The organism is Roseibium sp., assembly GCF_051016195.1.
Classification (GTDB): domain Bacteria; phylum Pseudomonadota; class Alphaproteobacteria; order Rhizobiales; family Stappiaceae; genus Roseibium.
The window spans coordinates 2,417,977-2,435,085 of record NZ_CP134616.1 but is presented as its reverse complement, the minus strand read 5'-3'; the positions used below and the strand labels follow the sequence as shown (position 1 = coordinate 2,435,085).

The 17,109-nt window shown below is 59.8% G+C and carries 15 protein-coding genes and 1 tRNA gene; 5 read left to right on the top strand and 11 right to left on the bottom strand.

Going from position 1 to position 17,109, the window contains the following annotated elements; genetic code table 11:
• Positions 1-31: 31 nt before the first annotated feature.
• From RDA78_RS11270 to cpdR, 4 genes are all read right to left on the bottom strand, one after another.
• Positions 32-661 (bottom strand): tetratricopeptide repeat protein, encoded by a 630-nt coding sequence (locus RDA78_RS11270; RefSeq protein ID WP_434055403.1) that lies wholly within the window; start codon positions 659-661, stop codon positions 32-34.
• A 194-nt stretch (positions 662-855) separates the two neighbouring features.
• A complete protein-coding gene (gene ykgO, locus RDA78_RS11265) occupies positions 856-981 on the bottom strand; it encodes a type B 50S ribosomal protein L36 (protein WP_006932207.1) in 126 nt (41 codons plus the stop codon).
• 151 nt (positions 982-1,132) lie between these two features.
• Positions 1,133-1,207: transfer RNA gene (locus RDA78_RS11260), tRNA-Val, on the bottom strand.
• Positions 1,208-1,341: 134 nt separating this feature from the next.
• Positions 1,342-1,701, bottom strand: a complete 360-nt coding sequence (cpdR, locus tag RDA78_RS11255; RefSeq protein ID WP_029060655.1) for a cell cycle two-component system response regulator CpdR — start codon at positions 1,699-1,701, stop codon at positions 1,342-1,344.
• Between the two features lie 276 nt (positions 1,702-1,977).
• Between cpdR and RDA78_RS11250 the strand changes: the two genes are divergently transcribed.
• Both RDA78_RS11250 and hisN read left to right on the top strand, forming a co-directional pair.
• A complete protein-coding gene (locus RDA78_RS11250; RefSeq protein ID WP_434056135.1) occupies positions 1,978-2,841 on the top strand; it encodes an N-formylglutamate amidohydrolase in 864 nt (287 codons plus the stop codon).
• A gap of 275 nt (positions 2,842-3,116) precedes the next feature.
• Complete coding sequence (hisN, locus tag RDA78_RS11245) at positions 3,117-3,917, top strand: histidinol-phosphatase (protein WP_434055402.1); 801 nt, start codon at positions 3,117-3,119, stop codon at positions 3,915-3,917.
• Here hisN and RDA78_RS11240 read toward each other — a convergent pair.
• On the bottom strand, positions 3,904-5,040 hold the full coding sequence (locus RDA78_RS11240; RefSeq protein WP_434055401.1) for an alpha/beta fold hydrolase: 1,137 nt from the start codon (positions 5,038-5,040) through the stop codon (positions 3,904-3,906). The genes hisN and RDA78_RS11240 overlap by 14 nt on opposite strands.
• Positions 5,041-5,137: 97 nt before the next feature.
• Positions 5,138-5,569, bottom strand: a complete 432-nt coding sequence (locus RDA78_RS11235; protein ID WP_434055400.1) for a hypothetical protein — start codon at positions 5,567-5,569, stop codon at positions 5,138-5,140.
• A gap of 270 nt (positions 5,570-5,839) precedes the next feature.
• Here RDA78_RS11235 and RDA78_RS11230 point away from each other — a divergent pair, with 270 nt between their 5' ends.
• Positions 5,840-6,286, top strand: coding sequence for an Hsp20 family protein (locus tag RDA78_RS11230; RefSeq protein WP_434055399.1), 447 nt, complete (start codon positions 5,840-5,842; stop codon positions 6,284-6,286).
• An 89-nt stretch (positions 6,287-6,375) separates the two neighbouring features.
• On the opposite strand, the gene RDA78_RS11225 is transcribed toward RDA78_RS11230, so the two are convergent.
• From RDA78_RS11225 to RDA78_RS11205, 5 genes are all read right to left on the bottom strand, one after another.
• Positions 6,376-7,434 (bottom strand): threonine aldolase family protein, encoded by a 1,059-nt coding sequence (locus tag RDA78_RS11225; protein WP_434055398.1) that lies wholly within the window; start codon positions 7,432-7,434, stop codon positions 6,376-6,378.
• A 45-nt stretch (positions 7,435-7,479) separates the two neighbouring features.
• Positions 7,480-8,073, bottom strand: a complete 594-nt coding sequence (locus RDA78_RS11220; RefSeq protein ID WP_434055397.1) for a DoxX family protein — start codon at positions 8,071-8,073, stop codon at positions 7,480-7,482.
• A gap of 48 nt (positions 8,074-8,121) precedes the next feature.
• Complete coding sequence (locus RDA78_RS11215) at positions 8,122-8,904, bottom strand: HvfC/BufC N-terminal domain-containing protein (RefSeq protein WP_434055396.1); 783 nt, start codon at positions 8,902-8,904, stop codon at positions 8,122-8,124.
• Position 8,905: 1 nt separating this feature from the next.
• Positions 8,906-9,796 (bottom strand): MNIO family bufferin maturase, encoded by an 891-nt coding sequence (gene bufB / locus RDA78_RS11210; protein WP_434055395.1) that lies wholly within the window; start codon positions 9,794-9,796, stop codon positions 8,906-8,908.
• 96 nt (positions 9,797-9,892) lie between these two features.
• On the bottom strand, positions 9,893-10,192 hold the full coding sequence (locus RDA78_RS11205; protein ID WP_434055394.1) for a BufA1 family periplasmic bufferin-type metallophore: 300 nt from the start codon (positions 10,190-10,192) through the stop codon (positions 9,893-9,895).
• A 607-nt stretch (positions 10,193-10,799) separates the two neighbouring features.
• On the opposite strand from RDA78_RS11205, the gene gltB reads away from it, so the two are divergent.
• Both gltB and RDA78_RS11195 read left to right on the top strand, forming a co-directional pair.
• A complete protein-coding gene (gene gltB, locus RDA78_RS11200) occupies positions 10,800-15,533 on the top strand; it encodes a glutamate synthase large subunit (protein WP_434055393.1) in 4,734 nt (1,577 codons plus the stop codon).
• An 86-nt stretch (positions 15,534-15,619) separates the two neighbouring features.
• Complete coding sequence (locus RDA78_RS11195) at positions 15,620-17,050, top strand: glutamate synthase subunit beta (protein ID WP_434055392.1); 1,431 nt, start codon at positions 15,620-15,622, stop codon at positions 17,048-17,050.
• Positions 17,051-17,109 lie beyond the last annotated feature (59 nt).

Sequence of the window (17,109 nt, the reverse complement as noted above, 5' to 3'; positions counted from 1 at the left end):
CTGTCCGATCAAGGGCTGCTGCACATGAGGCCTATGCCGGAGCGCCCTCTGCTTTCTTTTCAAGGTCCTCGATTGCTTCAACAGCGTTCTCAAGCCCGGGATTGACCTCGAGCGCCCGCTTGAATGTCACGAGCGCGTCGTCGTCGAAGCCCAGCCGGCGCTGAATGATCGCGAGCCCGGACAGGGCGCCCCAGTGGCGCGGTTCAAGCGCAAGTGTCCGCTCGATGTCGACCAGCGACTTTCCGAAGTCTTCGCGCATGTAATGCACGGTAGCCCGCCGGTTCCACCCTTCTGCAAACGACGGCTTCAGGACAACAACAACGTCCAGAAGGTCGAGCGCAAGCGCGTGATCATCCGCCTGGATTGCCTTTCCCGCCCGCGACATCAGGATATCGACCGTGTCGCTGCCCGATTCCATCCAGATCATCTGGATCTCACGTGCGGCGCGCTCCGTATCGGACGACTCATCGGACCGGGCAAGGTCATCGAACAATTGGTCCAGCCGGGATGTCTCCTCTTCCGGATCCGTTTCTTCGACAACAACCTGACCGCCGCTTTCAGGCAGATCTTCCGGAAGTGGATTGAAGTCTTCGGCAGAGGGCGGGTCGACCTCGGGTCCGAGATCGGGAACAGGCTGCGCTCCCGCGAGGAAGGGCATCATTGAAAACAGGCATGTAAACACAAAAATCCGCATCCAACGATTATGGGTCGTTGAATGCGGCGGTCAATCCGGGAATTTGACACTTCTTCGTGCGCGCCGCTGTCTCGATGCCGGAAGCGATTATCGCAAGGCGAATAAACGCTTCGCACATCAGGAGTTTTCGAAACTCCCGGGACGCGCCCGAAAAACGGGACTTAGCCCTGACGCGCCTTGAAGCGCGGATTTTTCTTGTTGATGATGTATACGCGGCCTTTGCGGCGCACCATGCGGTTGTCCCGATGGCGGGTCATCAACGCCTTGAGCGAGTTCTTGATCTTCATGTCACTGTCCCCTTTCGGGGTCCCGTTACTTTAAACCAAATGAGCGCCCGCGGCGCTCACGTTCTGTTCGGTTGCCTTCGAGCGAGCTGCAAACACTGCGCCGATCTCCAGATCAACCCGCGCATCCTGAAACCCTCAATCAGCGCAATAATGGTGGGCGTGACAGGGATTGAACCTGTGACCCCTTCGATGTCAACGAAGTGCTCTCCCGCTGAGCTACACGCCCGAATGTCTCGGTAGTCCGGCGCCAAGCGCCTTAGTGGGGTGCGATATAACGGGGATCGGCAGTCAGCGCAACCCTGTTCTTCATCGAACCGTCAAATTTTCCCTATCCCGATTGCCCGCCCGAAACGCGATGCATCAGGCGGCCAGCATGCGTTCCACTTCCTGCACAAGATCCTTTAGATGGAATGGCTTGGAAAGGACTTTTGCATCCTTTGGCGCATCGGATTCGGGATTGAGCGCGACCGCGGCGAACCCCGTGATAAACATGACTTTGAGGTCGGGATCCAGTTCGGTCGCCCGACGCGCCAGTTCGATACCGTCCATCTCCGGCATGACGATATCTGTCAGCAGCAGGGAAAACGGCTCTTCGCGCAATCGTTCATATGCGCTCCTGCCGTTATCGAAAGAAACGACATCATGCCCGGCGTTTTCCAGCGCTTTCGCAAGAAACCGGCGCATATCGTTATCATCTTCAGCAAGCAGGATACGCGACATTGTAAACAACCATCGTTTTATTTTCGGTTTGGCGGCAGTGGGATCTCACCTTTTGCCGGTTATAGCCCGAATTCCACAGAATGATAGGGAGAAATAGTTCTTCAAAGCTTTTGATCAGCCGACTGTGGACTGTGTGTTGATTCCTTGGCACCATAGACAGCGGCGACCGGCAGCGACTGCACAGGCCTCGCCCAAAAGAGAAACGGTAGGACGGACAATTTGACGGACGACACAAAGCCCTCGTTCAATACGCCATTCGCAGCCGACTTCAACGGCTTGCCAGCATTTGATGTTCTTTGTCCCGCTGACCAGCGGATTCCGTTCGTTTTCAACTCACCGCACTCCGGCAGGCAGTATTCCCGTCAATTTCTGGAGTCCTCCAGATTGGATGAAAGCGCGATACGGCGCTCGGAAGACGCTTTCGTGGATGATCTGTTCGCGCATGTCGTCCCGCTCGGCGCACCGCTGCTGCGTGCGCATTTTCCGCGCGCCTACCTGGATGTGAACCGGGAACCCTATGAACTTGATCCCAAGATGTTCGACGGCAGATTGCCATCCTATGCCAATGTCCGTTCAATCCGGGTCGCCGGCGGGCTGGGAACGGTCGCCCGCATTGTCAGCGAGAACCACGAAATCTACCGGCACAGGCTGCCGGTCGAAGAGGCCCTGAGCCGAATTGAAGAGATCTACAAACCGTATCACTCAACGTTGCGCCGGTTGCTCGCCCAGACACATGTCACATTCGGATACGCGGTACTGATCGACTGCCACTCGATGCCCTCGAGCGTCAAATGCCAGACCACCGACGCGCGCCCCGATTTCATCCTCGGAGACCGCTACGGAACAAGCTGCAACAGTGAACTCACGGAGTTTGCCTGCTCAATCCTGCGCGACATGGGTTACAGCGTCAGCCGGAACAAACCCTATGCCGGCGGTTTCATCACGGAGCACTACGGCCGTCCCGCCAGCGGGCTGCATGCGCTGCAGGTTGAAATCAACCGTGGCCTATACATGAACGAGGCCACACATGAGCACTCCTCCGGCTTCGACGACCTCTTTCACAATCTGAAGCAATTCGCGCAGGAACTGATTTCGATGCCGGATGCCGCACTGCCTGCGGACCCGATTGCAGCCGAATAGCTGTTCCCAACCCCCAAAAAAAGAGGCCGCACTCAAAAGAGGCGGCCCGAGTCTAGGGAGGAAACGCCCAAGGAGGGCGATGCGATAAAAGATATCGCACTGCAATAAAATCGCATTGCAGTGCACAAAGGTCAAGTCGAAAATAGGTAGTATCCTGTACAAACTATAGGCAAAATACCCTATTTTTGAGATTCAATTTTCAGCACAAGAGATTATACAAGCGGCAAATCGAGTGATATTCGGTGTGTGCGCACACGTTGCATCAGGACATTTGAATGACCGAACCCGCCCCAAGCATGAATCGGTTTGCCCCTTTTCTGGAAGACCTGGCAGACGCCTCGGCTGCGGCGATCATGCCGTTTTTCCGCCAAAGCTTTACGGTCGACAACAAACTCGACGCGGGTTTTGATCCCGTCACCATCGCGGACCGGAATGGCGAGACCGCAATGCGCGCCCTTATCAATTCCTCCTATCCGGATCACGGTATCCTGGGTGAGGAGCACGGGCCGGAAAAACTGGATGCGGAACATGTCTGGGTGCTTGACCCGATCGATGGCACCCGCGCCTTTATCACCGGCCTGCCGACATGGGGCACGCTGATCGGGCTTCGGACCGCCGGCACGCCAAGTCTCGGCATGATGGTTCAGCCGTTCATCGGCGAGCGCTTCGCCGGAGACCGCCAAAAAGCCTGGTATCGCGGTCCCCAGGGAACAAAGACGCTGAACGCCAGGCAGTGCAGCCGTCTGGAAGACGCGGCTATCTTCACGACAACGCCGGCGCTCTTCGGTGAAACCGAACGCTCGGCCTTCGACAGAGTGGAAGCGTCGGCGCGCCTGTCGAGATATGGAACGGATTGCTATGCCTATTGCATGGTTGCGGCCGGCCAGGGCGATGCCGTGATCGAATCCGGCCTTCAGGCTTATGACATCGTGGCGCTTGTCCCGATCATTGAGGGTGCCGGCGGCGTCGTGACGACCTGGACAGGCGGGTCACCCTCCGAAGGCGGCCAGATTCTCGCCACCGGAGACCCCCGTCTCCACGAGAGGCTCCTTGGAGAGCTTTCTAGAGCTGACTGACATCGGCAAGACCCGGCTTGCCGGCATCACGCACGACTGTGGCAGTTGATTTCAGCCGCGCTTCGGCCAATTCCTGCTCCGCTTCGAAACCGGGGATGAAGGCATCGAATGCCGCCCAGAACTGGTCGCGGTAGACATCGCGCTCCATCATGATCTCATGAGCAGCGCCCGGGATTTCGACATAGGCAGCCGAGCGCGTGCGGGAGACGAAATCCTCGACCGCGGGTGTCGAGACGATTCGGTCTTCACCGGCCCCGAGCATCAGGCAGGGCAGCTTGATACCAGGGCCTGCGGTGCGCTTGCGAAGCGGCATCATGGTACGCGCGGCGGCGTTCAGCCATCCGAACGTCGCCGACCCGATCCCAAGTTCGGGCGCCTTGTCCAGCACCTTTTTGCACCGCTCGAAACGCGTCTTGTCCGATGTCTGGCGGTTGTTTTCGAACAGCACCATCAGCTTGCTGTTTCCCCCCGGCACGTAGAGCCGGCCCAGACCGATGATCGACATAAGGCGCGCAAGCGGATACCCGACCTTCTCCACGATGGCCGATGTTTTCGGCGCGCTCGCACGCAGGGGCGGTTTGCCCAGAAGTCCAGAGGTGAGCATTCTCAAGAACCGGCGGCGCGCATCGCCGATCCCCAGAGCATGACTGCCTGATGGCAGACCAAGCAGAGGGCTTGTGATGACCGCGCGGTCCAGCATCGTTCGAAGGCGTGCCGTATCGCTCAAAAGGACAAGGCCGCCGGTGGAATGCGCAAGCGCAAAATGCGGACCCGCATAGTGAGCGAGCGAGATTTCCTTCAGGATGGTGCGCAGGTCAATGCGGAACTTGCGGAAGTTGGAAATGTGGCCGCGCCGCAGACTGCGCGTCACGCGCTGGGAACCGCCCTGCCCGCGCCAGTCGAAGGCAACCACGTCGAACCCGCGCCTGCGCAGATCTTCGACCACCTCGAAATACTTCTCGATGAACTCGGCACGTCCCTGCAGCAATGTCACTGTTCCGCGCCTGTGCTGGCCTGTTCCGGCCCAGTGGGCAAAGCGGATGCGCAATCCGTCGGATGTGGTTACAAATCCGGCTTTTGCCCCGTCCGGCACGGGATTGTCGGGATGATCGATCAGGTCCATGGTTCTTTTTGATACCCGCCTTCGGGCAGCCCGACAACAGACTTCAGGCCGGCGCTGCAGCGCACCGGCCTGAAGTCGCAATTATGCTTGGCAATTCTTACCAGCGGTATTGCCAGTGGACGCCATGGCCGGCCGGGCGGCTGCGCACGATATGCGCATTGCGCGAATCAACCACAAGTCTCATCGGCATGCCGCGCCAGCCGACCGCCTTGACGATATACATAGGTCCGCGGCGGTCGATGATCCGGATCCGGTGAAATCCGCGATGACGCAGGCTGCGGCGGATCTGGCGCGGTCCGAGGGAATAGTGCCCCCGGCCATACCCGCCCTGCCAGCCGTGGCCTCTTCCGTTGCGCTTGCCATACCCCTTTTTCTTGTGGTGGATCTGGATGACGGGTGCATCCTGCGACGCCTGGACCGGCTTGACGGCCGACAGGGGGGACGCAGCTGCTGCAGGTGCAAAGCCGATGCTTGCCAGCAAGATGGCTCCGGCGATCGGAGCGGAAAGTTTTGAAGCAATGGATGACATTTCAATTCTCCTGGTCTGATCGCCAGCGATTTGCTGACGTTGACCGGAAGATGCCCGATCCGGCTTGAACCAAACCGGAAGGCGTCATTCATCGGGCGTTCATGTCGCATGTTGGCTGCCCATCCACGGTCTTGAAATCGAACCGGGCAATTCCCACCTCAACCGTGCAGGCGCCAAACGGGTCTGCAATCACCTCCCGTCCCGCCATCATGGGGGACAGGAAAACATGAAAATCAGTGAAGTATCTGTTGCTCAAAGGAGGACACTTTAATGCGTCACTTGGACTTCTCCCCCCTTTACCGCTCCACAGTCGGCTTTGACCGGCTTTTCTCGATGCTGGATACCGCCGGCAACGACACCCCGAGCTACCCGCCCTACAACATCGAACGCACCGGTGAGAACGCTTACCGGATCACGATGGCCGTGGCCGGCTTTACCGACGCTGAACTTTCCGTCGAAGCCAAGGAACACGTCCTGACGATCAAGGGTGAAAAAGCGGACGAGGATTCCGACAAGGAAATCCTGTATCGCGGCATCGCCTCGCGCACATTCGAGCGCCGTTTCCAGATCGCCGAGCATGTCCGTGTCGATGGCGCAAGCCTCGAAAACGGTCTGCTCCATGTCGATCTCGTGCGCGAGATCCCCGAAGCCATGAAACCGCGCAAGATCGAGATCGCATCCGGCGCGTCGAAGCAGATCGAAGCCAAGACCCACTAATCCTCGGGTCCGCTTCGAGCGGCTCAATGATGTTGGGCGCCTGGGAAACCGGGCGCCCTCGTTTCATTTCCGCTGTTACGTCAGCCTCTTCAGACCGTCCCGGCGAGCGTTTCCAGGAATGTTTTCACGTGCTCATCTGTTGTGGCAAAGCTCGTCACCATCCTGAAACACACCTCGTCTTCTGCCGGGGCCACGTTGTCCGAAAGGTCATTGGCCGGCCACTCGTAGATATTTGCTCCGGCCTTTGTGAGCGTTTCGAACTGGGTCCGCCTGACGATCGGAAACAGCTCGTTGGCTTCAACAGCCCACGCCGTCCGTGCGCCGAGTGACCTGATGCCCTCCGCCAGCCTCAGCGCCATGGCATTGGCGTGCCGCGCCGTCCCCAGCCAGCTGTCATTTTCGAAAAAACCATCAAACTGGGCCGCCACGAACCGGCTCTTGGAAAAGAGATGTCCGGCGCGCTTGCGGAAATATTCAAACTCTTTCGCCTGTTCCGGGTCGAAGAAGACAACAGCCTCGGCGCACCAGCACCCGTTCTTCGTGCCGCCGAATGACAGGACGTCGACGCCGGCCTTCCAGGTCATCTCCGCCGGCGTGCATCCAAGCGTGACCAGGGCGTTGGTGAACCGTGCACCGTCCATGTGCAATGGCAGCGACCGGGAGCGGGCAGCTTCCGCAATCGCCTCGATCTCTCCTACGGAGTAAACCGTGCCGCTCTCGGTCGCCTGGCTGATGGAAACCGACGCGGCCTGGCCATGCATCACCACCCCGTCCGGGAACCTGGACATCGCCGCACGCAGATCGTCGGGCGAAATCTTGCAACCGCCGCCGGGAATGCCGACGAGCTTGTTGCCGCTTGTCATGAATTCCGGGCAGTTGCACTCGTCGATATTGATATGACTGTAGCGATGACAGAAGACGGCACCACCCGGCTTTCCGAACGTGGTGAGCGCCAGCGCGTTTGCAGCCGTCCCCGTCGCCACGAAGAAGACCGCGACCTCTCGCTCGAAAATGTCGTTGAAAGACCGGCTGACGCTTGCCGTCAGCGGGTCCGCACCATACCCGGGTGCGAACCCGGAACTGTGGCGGGTGAGCGCCGACATCACCGCCGGAGCCGCACCCGCCCAATTGTCACTTGCAAAATTCATGTGCCGGTTTAAGCAGCTCGCCCTTCAACCGGCAACAGGATTTTGTCAGTAGTACATTTCCCGCTTGCGATACATGCGCCCGAACAGCCAGTCGAGTGAGATCACGCCGGGCCCCTTCAGCGTCGGAACCAGAAGCAGGAAGATCCAGAGCAGGCGGTCATCGGCAATCTTCGAATAGGGATCGCCGTCGAACATCGCACCGATCGTGGCGGCATCGACACCGTGCCCGTTGATGTCCACGTAGGTCATGACGATGATGAAGACGATCATGCCGAGGCTGGCAGCTCTCGTGAAGAGACCGACCACGACGAGCGCAGGCAGGATGAATTCCGCCCAGGTGCCCAAGAGGACAATCAGTCCGTAGGGAAAGAAGGCGATACCGCTGGAGTCGTACCCGGCAGCTTCGAACACGGTCGGCAAGATCTGGATATAGGCACCGTCGGTCGGGACAAACAGGTTGGTGAGGCTCCAGTCGTCACCGCCGATCTTTGTCATCGCGGATTTCCAGAAGAACAGCAAAAGCACCGAAGCAAAGGCCAGACGCGCCGCCAGTCCCAGCAGCCAGCCATTGGTAATGCGTTCAATTCCGCCGAACACGGCAGTGTACAATCTGACAAAAAATCCGATGAGAGCGCCCATAAAGTCCCCCTTCCCTTTCCATGCGACAACCTCAGGCTCTTGTTGTGTTTAAGCCTTTACGAGAGTTGTGAAAACACCATTTGCAAGACAATCCGACAGAGTGTCGGACAGTGAAAACTCTTCGAATTGCCCGCTCGCCGCTCCAGCGGCTTCCGCAAGCGTTGCCCCATCGAAAAGAGAGGTCACGAATACATCGCCGCCGGGGCGAAGCAGCAGCAGCTGAACGTCGAATTCCGGACGTGTGATCAGGACGGATTGCGGCTGCTCAAGATCTATTGCGATGTCCGCCTGCGGATCGAACCTGTTTGCACGCGCAAGATCCCAGACCGGCCAGGCAGATCGAAAAACTCGGGAAGCCGGGTGACTTTTAAACCGGAGATTGCCGACGTCATCAGGCGCGACAGCGCCGATCCCGGCCGGATCGAGCGGCACGGCGTCTGCAGCATGATACGCCTCGAGCCAGGCCCATTCGACCCGCGCCACATCCGCAAGATAGGGATAGGCCTGCAGCGGCGGAAACTTCTCGATGAAATCGCCGAACTCCGCGCCGTACCACATCAGCACCGGAGAGCCTGGCGGGTGCGCAGCCACAAAGGCGCGTGCGAGCGCCTTGAAATAGTCTTCGCCAAGAAGGGTCTCGACTGCCGGAAACGACTGTTCAAGAGCTTCGCACAGACTGGCAATGACATTGTTGCGATAGACGTTGAAACGCCTGGGTGCGGTCTTGCCGTCCGGACCGACAAGGCCGGCGGGCGTCTCCGCGGACGGATCCCAGAGCGCTTCGCCGAATGCGCCGGCGCTCACTTTGGGAGGAAACTCGGGAGCATTCATTTCAGACCGCACGTTGCAGGGCCGTTGCCTGTGCGCTGGAGAGGATTGTCTCGGCTGCCCGAGCCTCAGCCTGAAGCACGTCCCACGCGGGAACATCATTATCCCATTCGATCAGTGTGGGGATCGGTCCGTTTTGGCGTATGACCGTCTCGTAAAGGGCCCAGACAGCGTCATCCACTTCACGGTCATGCGCGTCGATCAGCAGTGGCCGCCCCGCATCATCAATATCCGGAGCATGGCCTCCCAGATGAATCTCACCGACGTCGCCGACGGGAAACGCCGCCAGATAGTCCTCAGCCGATCTTTCGTGGTTGGTACAGGAGACATGGACGTTATTGACGTCAAGCAGCAAACCGCAGCCGGTCCGGCGCGTGATTTCCTTGAGGAACTCAAGCTCGCTCATCGTACTTTGCTCAAAGGCAACATAAGTGGACGGATTTTCCAGAAGCATCTTTCGCCCGACCGCCGTCTGCACTTCGTCGATGTGTTCACAGACACGATCCAGTGTTGCCTGGTCATAGGGAACTGGCAGAAGGTCGTTGAAATAGGTGGTGTCGTGGGTCGACCACGCGAGATGCTCGGAAAACAGACCGGGCTCATATCTCCTGTTGAGAAGCGCAAGCCGCTGCAGATGATCCTTGTCGAGAGGTGTTTCGCCGCCGATCGAGAGACCGACACCGTGCAGCGAAAGGGGGTATCTTTCGCGGATCATCTCGAGCTGGCGGTGCGGCATTCCGCCTTCGCCCATGTAGTTTTCCGCGTGGACCTCGAAAAACCCGATATCGGCGTTTGCATGGAGAATGTCGTTGACATGTTCCGCCTTCAGTCCCGCGCCGGCCCGCGCCGGAATGGCTGCGTCTATGCGGTGTGGACGTGTGTGCTCGGCGAACATGTCTGGCTCCGGGGGGAGAAAAAACGGTCAGGCAGACGGCTCTGATCCGCCTGCCCGAAGAGGCGGCCGGTTATCCGGCCGCAGACTGATCGGAAATCAGGCTTCCGGAAGATCGCGGTCAAGCTCGGTGAGTGAACCCTTGCGGCCATCCGGCAGTTCCATGGAAACACATGTGCCTTTCGGAACGAGCGTCCAGGCATTGCCCTGGTAGTCCACGGTGGATGTGCCTGCGCATGTCGTTCCGGCACCGGCCTTGCAGTCATTCTGGCCTTTGAGCGAAATACCGTAGCACTTTTCCTTGGCCTGCGCATGCGCAGGGGCAGTAGCGGAAAGACCGGCGACGGCAGTTGCAACGGCACCGGCAAGGATTGCTGCGGACATAGCCTTGTTTTTCATTTCGAACTCCTCTGGTCGAACCAAATTCCAATTGGGGCCAACGCGCTCCTCGTGTGGCGCAGGCGCAAGACAGAAATGAGCCTATCTCCGATAAATAGGAAATCAAACGCGTGTGACCGCTTTGAGAGCACCTCGAGACGAGATTTTCACAGACGAAATATTCTTGCCCAAACTCTGGCAAAAATGACCTTTCGAGACAATTGGAACTTTTTCGATGAAACAATTATAATGCCGCCCCACAGAAACACACTTGCTCCCGGCAGTGAAATCTGTCATGTTCCGCGCGCCTAGAATAGGACAGGTATGCTGTCCCAATTAATGCGACGCTGGCGGCACATGCCGGATGGCGGGAAATAAGCAGCAAGTAGGCTGACCAGTCGACGGATCCGGGGAGGATTCGCGGCAAGACGAAACGGGATGTTTCGGCAGCGGCATAGCCGCTGCGTCAATGCGACGGTTTGTTTTGACAGGCCGGCGCGGTAATACATCGACAGAGCCGGGGCATTGAGGCCAGGGTTCGCCGAGCCGCATTCTTGATGGGATGCGACCCGAACGGAACCGGACGCTTCAAACCACGGCAGCACTGGGGTTAACAGTGAGGGCGCACATGACGAGAACAGAGCTGACGACCAGCACAGCCATGCAAGCAGGCAACGCGGAAATGAAATCCGCCACAGCCGCGACACTTGCCGAACGACTGGGCACGGCCGCCGACAAAGGGCTCTACGATCCGTCGCGCGAACACGATGCCTGCGGTGTCGGTTTCATTGCCCACATGAAGGGCGCGAAATCCCACAAGATCATTTCCGATGGACTCCAGGTTCTGGAAAACCTGACGCACCGTGGCGCTGTCGGCGCAGATCCGCTCATGGGCGACGGTGCCGGTATGCTCGTCCAGATCCCGCATGCCTTCTTTGCCGAAGAAATGGAAAAGGCAGGGACACCACTTCCCGAGGCAGGCCACTACGGTGTCGGTTTCATATTCATGCCGCAGGACGATGCGTTGCGCGCAACCTGCGAGGAAATCGTCGAGCGGGTCATTGCTGCCGAAGGCGAAGATCTGGTCGGCTGGCGCGACGTGCCTGTCGACAACGCATCGCTCTCCAAGGCGCCCGACATCGCGGCGACGGAACCGGTCTCCCGCCAGGTCTTCATCAGGCGCGAGCGCAGCGAGGACCAGGACGCCTTCGAACGCCGTCTTTACGTGCTGCGCAAGGTGATCTCCAACACCGTGCGTGCGGAAACCGATGCTGTCAGCAAGGGTTTCTACATCGTTTCCCTGTCGAGCCGGACAATCGTTTACAAGGGCATGTTCCTGGCTTACCAGCTCGGCGCCTACTATGCCGATCTGAAGGACGAACGTTTCACATCGGCGCTGGCCCTCGTTCACCAGCGTTTTTCGACCAATACGTTCCCCTCCTGGGACCTGTCGCATCCCTATCGGATGGTCGCCCACAACGGCGAAATCAACACCCTGCGCGGCAACGTCAACTGGATGGCCGCCCGTCAGGCGTCTGTTTCATCTGCACTGCTGGGCGACGACATTTCCAAGCTCTGGCCGATTTCCTATGAAGGTCAGTCCGACACGGCGTGTTTCGACAATGCACTGGAATTCCTCGTCATGGGCGGGTACTCGCTCGCGCATGCGGCGATGATGCTGATCCCGGAAGCCTGGGCCGGCAATCCGCTGATGGACGACAACCGCCGTGCGTTCTACGAATATCATGCCGCCCTTATGGAGCCATGGGACGGCCCCGCCGCCGTTGCATTTACCGATGGCCAGCAAATCGGCGCGACACTGGACCGCAACGGCCTGCGTCCGGCGCGCTACATCGTGACCGACGACGACTACGTGATAATGTCTTCCGAAGTGGGTGTTCTGCCGGTCGAAGAAGAACGGATCGTCCAGAAGTGGCGCCTGCAGCCGGGCAAGATGCTGCTGATCGATCTCGACGAGGGCCGCATCGTCTCGGACGACGAGATCAAGCGCGAACTGTCGACGGCAAATCCCTACAAGGACTGGCTCCACCGGACCCAGATCGTTCTTGAGGACCTGCCGGGCGTTCGCCAGCGCGCGCCTGTCGCCGGCGAAAGCCTGCTCGATCGCCAGCAGGCCTTCGGATACACCCAGGAAGACATCAAGCTTCTGATGACCCCGATGGCCACCGTCGGCCAGGAAGCCATCGGCTCCATGGGAACCGACACACCGATCTCAGCGCTCTCCGACAAGTCGAAGCTGCTTTACACCTATTTCAAACAGAACTTCGCACAGGTCACCAACCCGCCGATCGATCCGATCCGCGAGGAACTGGTGATGAGCCTGGTCTCCTTCATCGGACCGCGTCCCAACATCTTCGATCTGAAGGGGCTGTCCTCGTCCAAGCGCCTCGAAGTGCGTCAGCCGATCCTGACCAACGAAGACCTTGAGAAGATCCGCGCCATCGGCGACATCGCCGACAACCAGTTCTCCGCCAAGACACTCGACATAACCTATAATGCCGAGAAGGGCGCGAGCGGCATGGAGGGTGCGCTGGATGAACTGTGCCAGCGTGCGGAAAAAGCGGTGCGCGACGGCTACAACATCATCATCCTGTCCGACCGCCTGATCAGCCGGTCCCGCATCGCCATTCCGGCGCTGCTTGCGACCGCTGCGGTCCACCATCACCTGATCCGCAAGGGCCTGCGCACATCCGTCGGTCTCGTGGTGGAGACCGGCGAAGCGCGCGAAGTTCATCACTTCTGCGTTCTTGCCGGCTTTGGCGCCGAGGCGATCAATCCCTATCTCGCTTTCGAGACGCTTCTTTCCATGCATATGGAAATGGACTTCCCGGAAGAGGTGGACCAGTTCGAGGTCGTTGAACGCTACATCAAGTCGATCGACAAGGGCATCCTGAAGGTCATGTCCAAGATGGGCATCTCGACGTATCAGTCCTATTGCGGCGCCCAGATCTTCGACGCCGTCGGCCTCGGGTCGGCTTTCGTTGAAAAGTATTTCTTCGGCACGGCGACCATGATCGAAGGCATCGGTCTCGGCGAGGTGGCCGAGGAAACCGTCCTGCGCCACTCGGAAGCCTTTGGCGATGTTGCAATCCTGCGCCGTTCGCTGGATATCGGCGGTGAATACGCCTACCGCACACGCGGCGAAAACCACATGTGGACGCCCGAATCGATCGCGCAGCTTCAACATGCCGTGCGGTCAAAGCTTCCCGACATGTACCGGGCCTTTGCGCAGGAAGTGAATGAAAAGAGCGGGCGCTACGCGATCCGTGGCCTCTTCCGCATCAAGGGCGCCGACGAGATCGGCCGTTCCGGGATCGACATCAATCAGGTGGAATCCGCGGAGAGCATCGTCAAGCGTTTCGTCACCGGCGCCATGTCGTTCGGGTCCATTTCGCGCGAGGCTCATACGACCCTTGCCATCGCCATGAACCAGATCGGCGGCAAGTCGAACACCGGTGAAGGCGGCGAGGAACCCGAGCGCTTCAATCCGCTTCCGGACGGGTCGAGCAACCCGCGCCGGTCTGCGATCAAGCAGGTTGCTTCCGGCCGCTTCGGCGTGACCACCGAATACCTGGTCAATTCCGACATGATCCAGATTAAGGTCGCCCAGGGCGCGAAGCCCGGCGAAGGCGGCCAGTTGCCCGGGCACAAGGTCGACGCGGTAATTGCAAAGGTCCGTCACTCCACCCCGGGTGTCGGCCTGATCTCGCCGCCACCGCACCACGACATCTATTCGATCGAGGATCTGGCGCAACTCATCTACGACCTGAAAAACGTCAACCCGGAGGCGGACATTTCCGTCAAGCTGGTATCGGAAGTCGGTGTCGGAACGGTTGCGGCGGGCGTTGCCAAGGCACGCGCGGACCACATCACCATTTCCGGGTTCGACGGCGGCACCGGTGCCTCCCCGCTTACCTCTATCAAACATGCCGGCAGCCCCTGGGAAATCGGCCTGGCCGAAACCCAGCAGACACTCGTTCTGAACGGTCTGCGCTCACGCGTTGCGCTCCAGGTGGACGGCGGTCTGCGCACCGGGCGCGACGTGATCGTCGGCGCGCTTCTCGGCGCGGACGAGTTCGGCTTCTCGACGGCACCGCTGATTGCGGCCGGCTGCCTGATGATGCGCAAGTGTCATCTCAACACCTGCCCGGTCGGCATCGCAACCCAGGATCCGGTGCTGCGCAAGCGCTTCAAGGGAACGCCGGAGCACGTGATCAATTACTTCTTCTACGTTGCCGAGGAAGTGCGCGAGATCATGGCCGGGCTCGGCATCAGCAAGCTTGACGACCTGATCGGCCGATCGGACTTCCTGGACAAGAATGCAGCGATCGAGCACTGGAAAGCCCAGGGCCTCGATTTCTCCCGCATATTCTTCCAGCCGGACGCCGAACCGGAAGAAACCCGTTGGACGCAGACCCAGGAACACCCGATCGTCGACATTCTCGACCGCCGCCTGATTGCTGCGGCCCAGCCCGCGCTGGAAAGCAAGGAACCGACGGTCATCAGCGAGACCATCTGCTCGGTCGACCGGTCGGTCGGAGCGATGCTGTCCGGCGAGATCGCCAAGAGGTACGGCAACAAGGGGCTCAAGAAACCCGATACGCTCAGGATCAACCTGAAAGGGACCGCCGGACAGGCGTTCGGAGCGTTTGTCGCAAGGGGCGTCACCATTGATCTGGTCGGCGACGCCAACGATTATGTCGGCAAGGGCCTGGCCGGAGGCAAGCTGATCGTGCGCCCACCGGAGAACACGCGCATTGTCGCGGAGAACAGCATCATCGTCGGCAACACCGTTCTTTACGGTGCCACCGAGGGCGAGTGCTATTTCCGCGGCGTGGCCGGTGAGCGCTTCGCGGTCCGCAACTCCGGTGCGATCGCCGTTGTCGAAGGTGTCGGAGACCATGGCTGCGAATACATGACCGGTGGCGTTGTTGTCGTGATCGGCCAGACCGGCCGCAACTTTGCAGCCGGCATGTCGGGCGGAATTGCCTACGTTCTCGATGAGGACGGGTCATTCGGAACCCGTTGCAACCTGGCGATGGTCGATCTGGAGCCGGTCACGGAAGAAGATGATCTTCTGGAGAAACTGCACCATCATGGCGGCGACATCGAACACAAGGGCCGTGTCGACCTGTCATCCGACATGAGTCGGCACGATGACGAGCGCCTGCGCCAGATGCTGACCAAACATGTCGAGCTGACCGGCTCGGCAAAGGCATCGGCGATCCTCGACGACTGGGCGACCTACCGGCCGAAATTCGTCAAAGTCATGCCGGTAGAATACCGCCGGGCGCTGCGCGAAATGGAAGAACAGCGCCTCGGCATGGTTGCTGCAGAGTAATCAGTAAACAGAAAGAAATGGCTCTCGGCCGCAGTCAGCGGCCGATAGAAGCCACTTTGGGAAGAAGCAAATTTGAGGAGGTTACCTTGGGCAAGGTTACCGGTTTTATGGAAATCGACCGTCAGGAGCAGAAGTACCAGCCGGCTTCTGACCGCATCCGCCATTTCCGCGAGTTCACGATCCCGCTGAACGACCAGGAAGTCGCCAGCCAGGCGGCTCGCTGCATGGATTGCGGCATCCCTTTCTGTCATGGTCCCGACGGCTGTCCGGTCAACAACCAGATCCCGGACTGGAACGACCTCGTCTACCAGGGTGACTGGGACATTGCCCTGCGCAACCTGCATTCGACCAACAACTTCCCCGAATTCACCGGACGCATCTGCCCGGCCCCGTGCGAGGAAGCCTGCACGCTGAACCTCGAAGACATTCCGGTCAATATCAAGACCGTCGAACAGGCGATTGCCGACAAGGGGTGGGAAGAAGGCTGGATCGTACCCGAACCCGCTGCCCGCAAGACCGGCAAGGCTGTTGCGATCATTGGTTCCGGACCTGCCGGGATGGCGGCCGCACAGCAGCTCGCCCGCGCCGGACACACGGTCCACATTTACGAGCGTGAGCCCAGCGCGGGCGGCTTGCTGCGCTACGGCATCCCCGACTTCAAGATGGAAAAGCACTATATCGACCGCCGCGTCGAGCAGATGGAAGGCGAAGGGGTCACGTTCCACTACGGTGTGAATGTCGGCGTCGACACCGCGCTGGAAGAACTTGCCGAACGGCACGATGCTGTCATCCTGTGCGCCGGCGCGGAACGCCCGCGCGATCCGGGCGTCTCCGGAATGGAACTGGAAGGCTGCCACTGGGCGATGAAGTATCTCGTGCAGCAGAACCGCCGGGTCGGCGGTGAGCCGGAAGGTGACGAACTGCCGATCTGGGCTGGCGGCAAGCACGTCGTCGTCATCGGTGGCGGCGATACCGCTTCGGACTGCGTCGGCACGGCCTTCCGCCAGGGTGCGCTTTCCGTCACGCAGCTCGACATCCGCCCGATCCCGCCGCTGAAGGAAGACAAGATGACGGTCTGGCCCTATTGGCCGACCAAGTTCCGTACCTCGTCCTCGCAGGCCGAAGGGGCCGAGCGTGAATTCTCCGCCGCGACGCTCGCGCTTGTCGGCGAAGACGGAGTGGTGACCGGCGTGAAATGTGCCCGCGTGGATGAAAAGCGCCACCCGATCGAGGGCACGGAATTCATCCTGCGCGCGGACCTCGTTTTGGCAGCCATCGGCTTTTCCGGCCCCTTGCTGGACACCTATATTGCCGAAGCGGGCGAGCAACTGGAACTCGATGGCCGCACCAACGTCAAGGCCAACACCGAAGACTACAAAACCAGCATGGACAAGGTCTTTGCCGCCGGGGATGTGCGCAAGGGTCAGTCTCTCGTGGTCTGGGCCATCCGTGAAGGCCGCCAGGCCGCACGGGCCGTCGACGAGTTCCTGACCGGCTCTTCTGATCTTCCGAGGTAATCAGGCGGCATCTGGCAGACAGAACGCCATGCCGCAGCAGAACCGGGTCGCCGGGGTAT

What these genes read in the sequence shown, in the direction of transcription:
- RDA78_RS11270 (WP_434055403.1), bottom strand. Translation starts at nt 661, where the DNA reads ATGATGCCCTTCCTCGCGGGAGCGCAGCCTGTTCCCGATCTCGGACCC.
- gltB (WP_434055393.1), top strand. Translation starts at nt 10,800, where the DNA reads ATGACGAGAACAGAGCTGACGACCAGCACAGCCATGCAAGCAGGCAAC.
- RDA78_RS11220 (WP_434055397.1), bottom strand. Translation starts at nt 8,073, where the DNA reads ATGGGCGCTCTCATCGGATTTTTTGTCAGATTGTACACTGCCGTGTTC.
- RDA78_RS11240 (WP_434055401.1), bottom strand. Translation starts at nt 5,040, where the DNA reads ATGGACCTGATCGATCATCCCGACAATCCCGTGCCGGACGGGGCAAAA.
- bufB (WP_434055395.1), bottom strand. Translation starts at nt 9,796, where the DNA reads ATGTTCGCCGAGCACACACGTCCACACCGCATAGACGCAGCCATTCCG.
- RDA78_RS11235 (WP_434055400.1), bottom strand. Translation starts at nt 5,569, where the DNA reads ATGTCATCCATTGCTTCAAAACTTTCCGCTCCGATCGCCGGAGCCATC.
- RDA78_RS11215 (WP_434055396.1), bottom strand. Translation starts at nt 8,904, where the DNA reads ATGAATGCTCCCGAGTTTCCTCCCAAAGTGAGCGCCGGCGCATTCGGC.
- RDA78_RS11225 (WP_434055398.1), bottom strand. Translation starts at nt 7,434, where the DNA reads ATGAATTTTGCAAGTGACAATTGGGCGGGTGCGGCTCCGGCGGTGATG.
- RDA78_RS11205 (WP_434055394.1), bottom strand. Translation starts at nt 10,192, where the DNA reads ATGAAAAACAAGGCTATGTCCGCAGCAATCCTTGCCGGTGCCGTTGCA.
- hisN (WP_434055402.1), top strand. Translation starts at nt 3,117, where the DNA reads ATGACCGAACCCGCCCCAAGCATGAATCGGTTTGCCCCTTTTCTGGAA.
- cpdR (WP_029060655.1), bottom strand. Translation starts at nt 1,701, where the DNA reads ATGTCGCGTATCCTGCTTGCTGAAGATGATAACGATATGCGCCGGTTT.
- RDA78_RS11230 (WP_434055399.1), top strand. Translation starts at nt 5,840, where the DNA reads ATGCGTCACTTGGACTTCTCCCCCCTTTACCGCTCCACAGTCGGCTTT.
- ykgO (WP_006932207.1), bottom strand. Translation starts at nt 981, where the DNA reads ATGAAGATCAAGAACTCGCTCAAGGCGTTGATGACCCGCCATCGGGAC.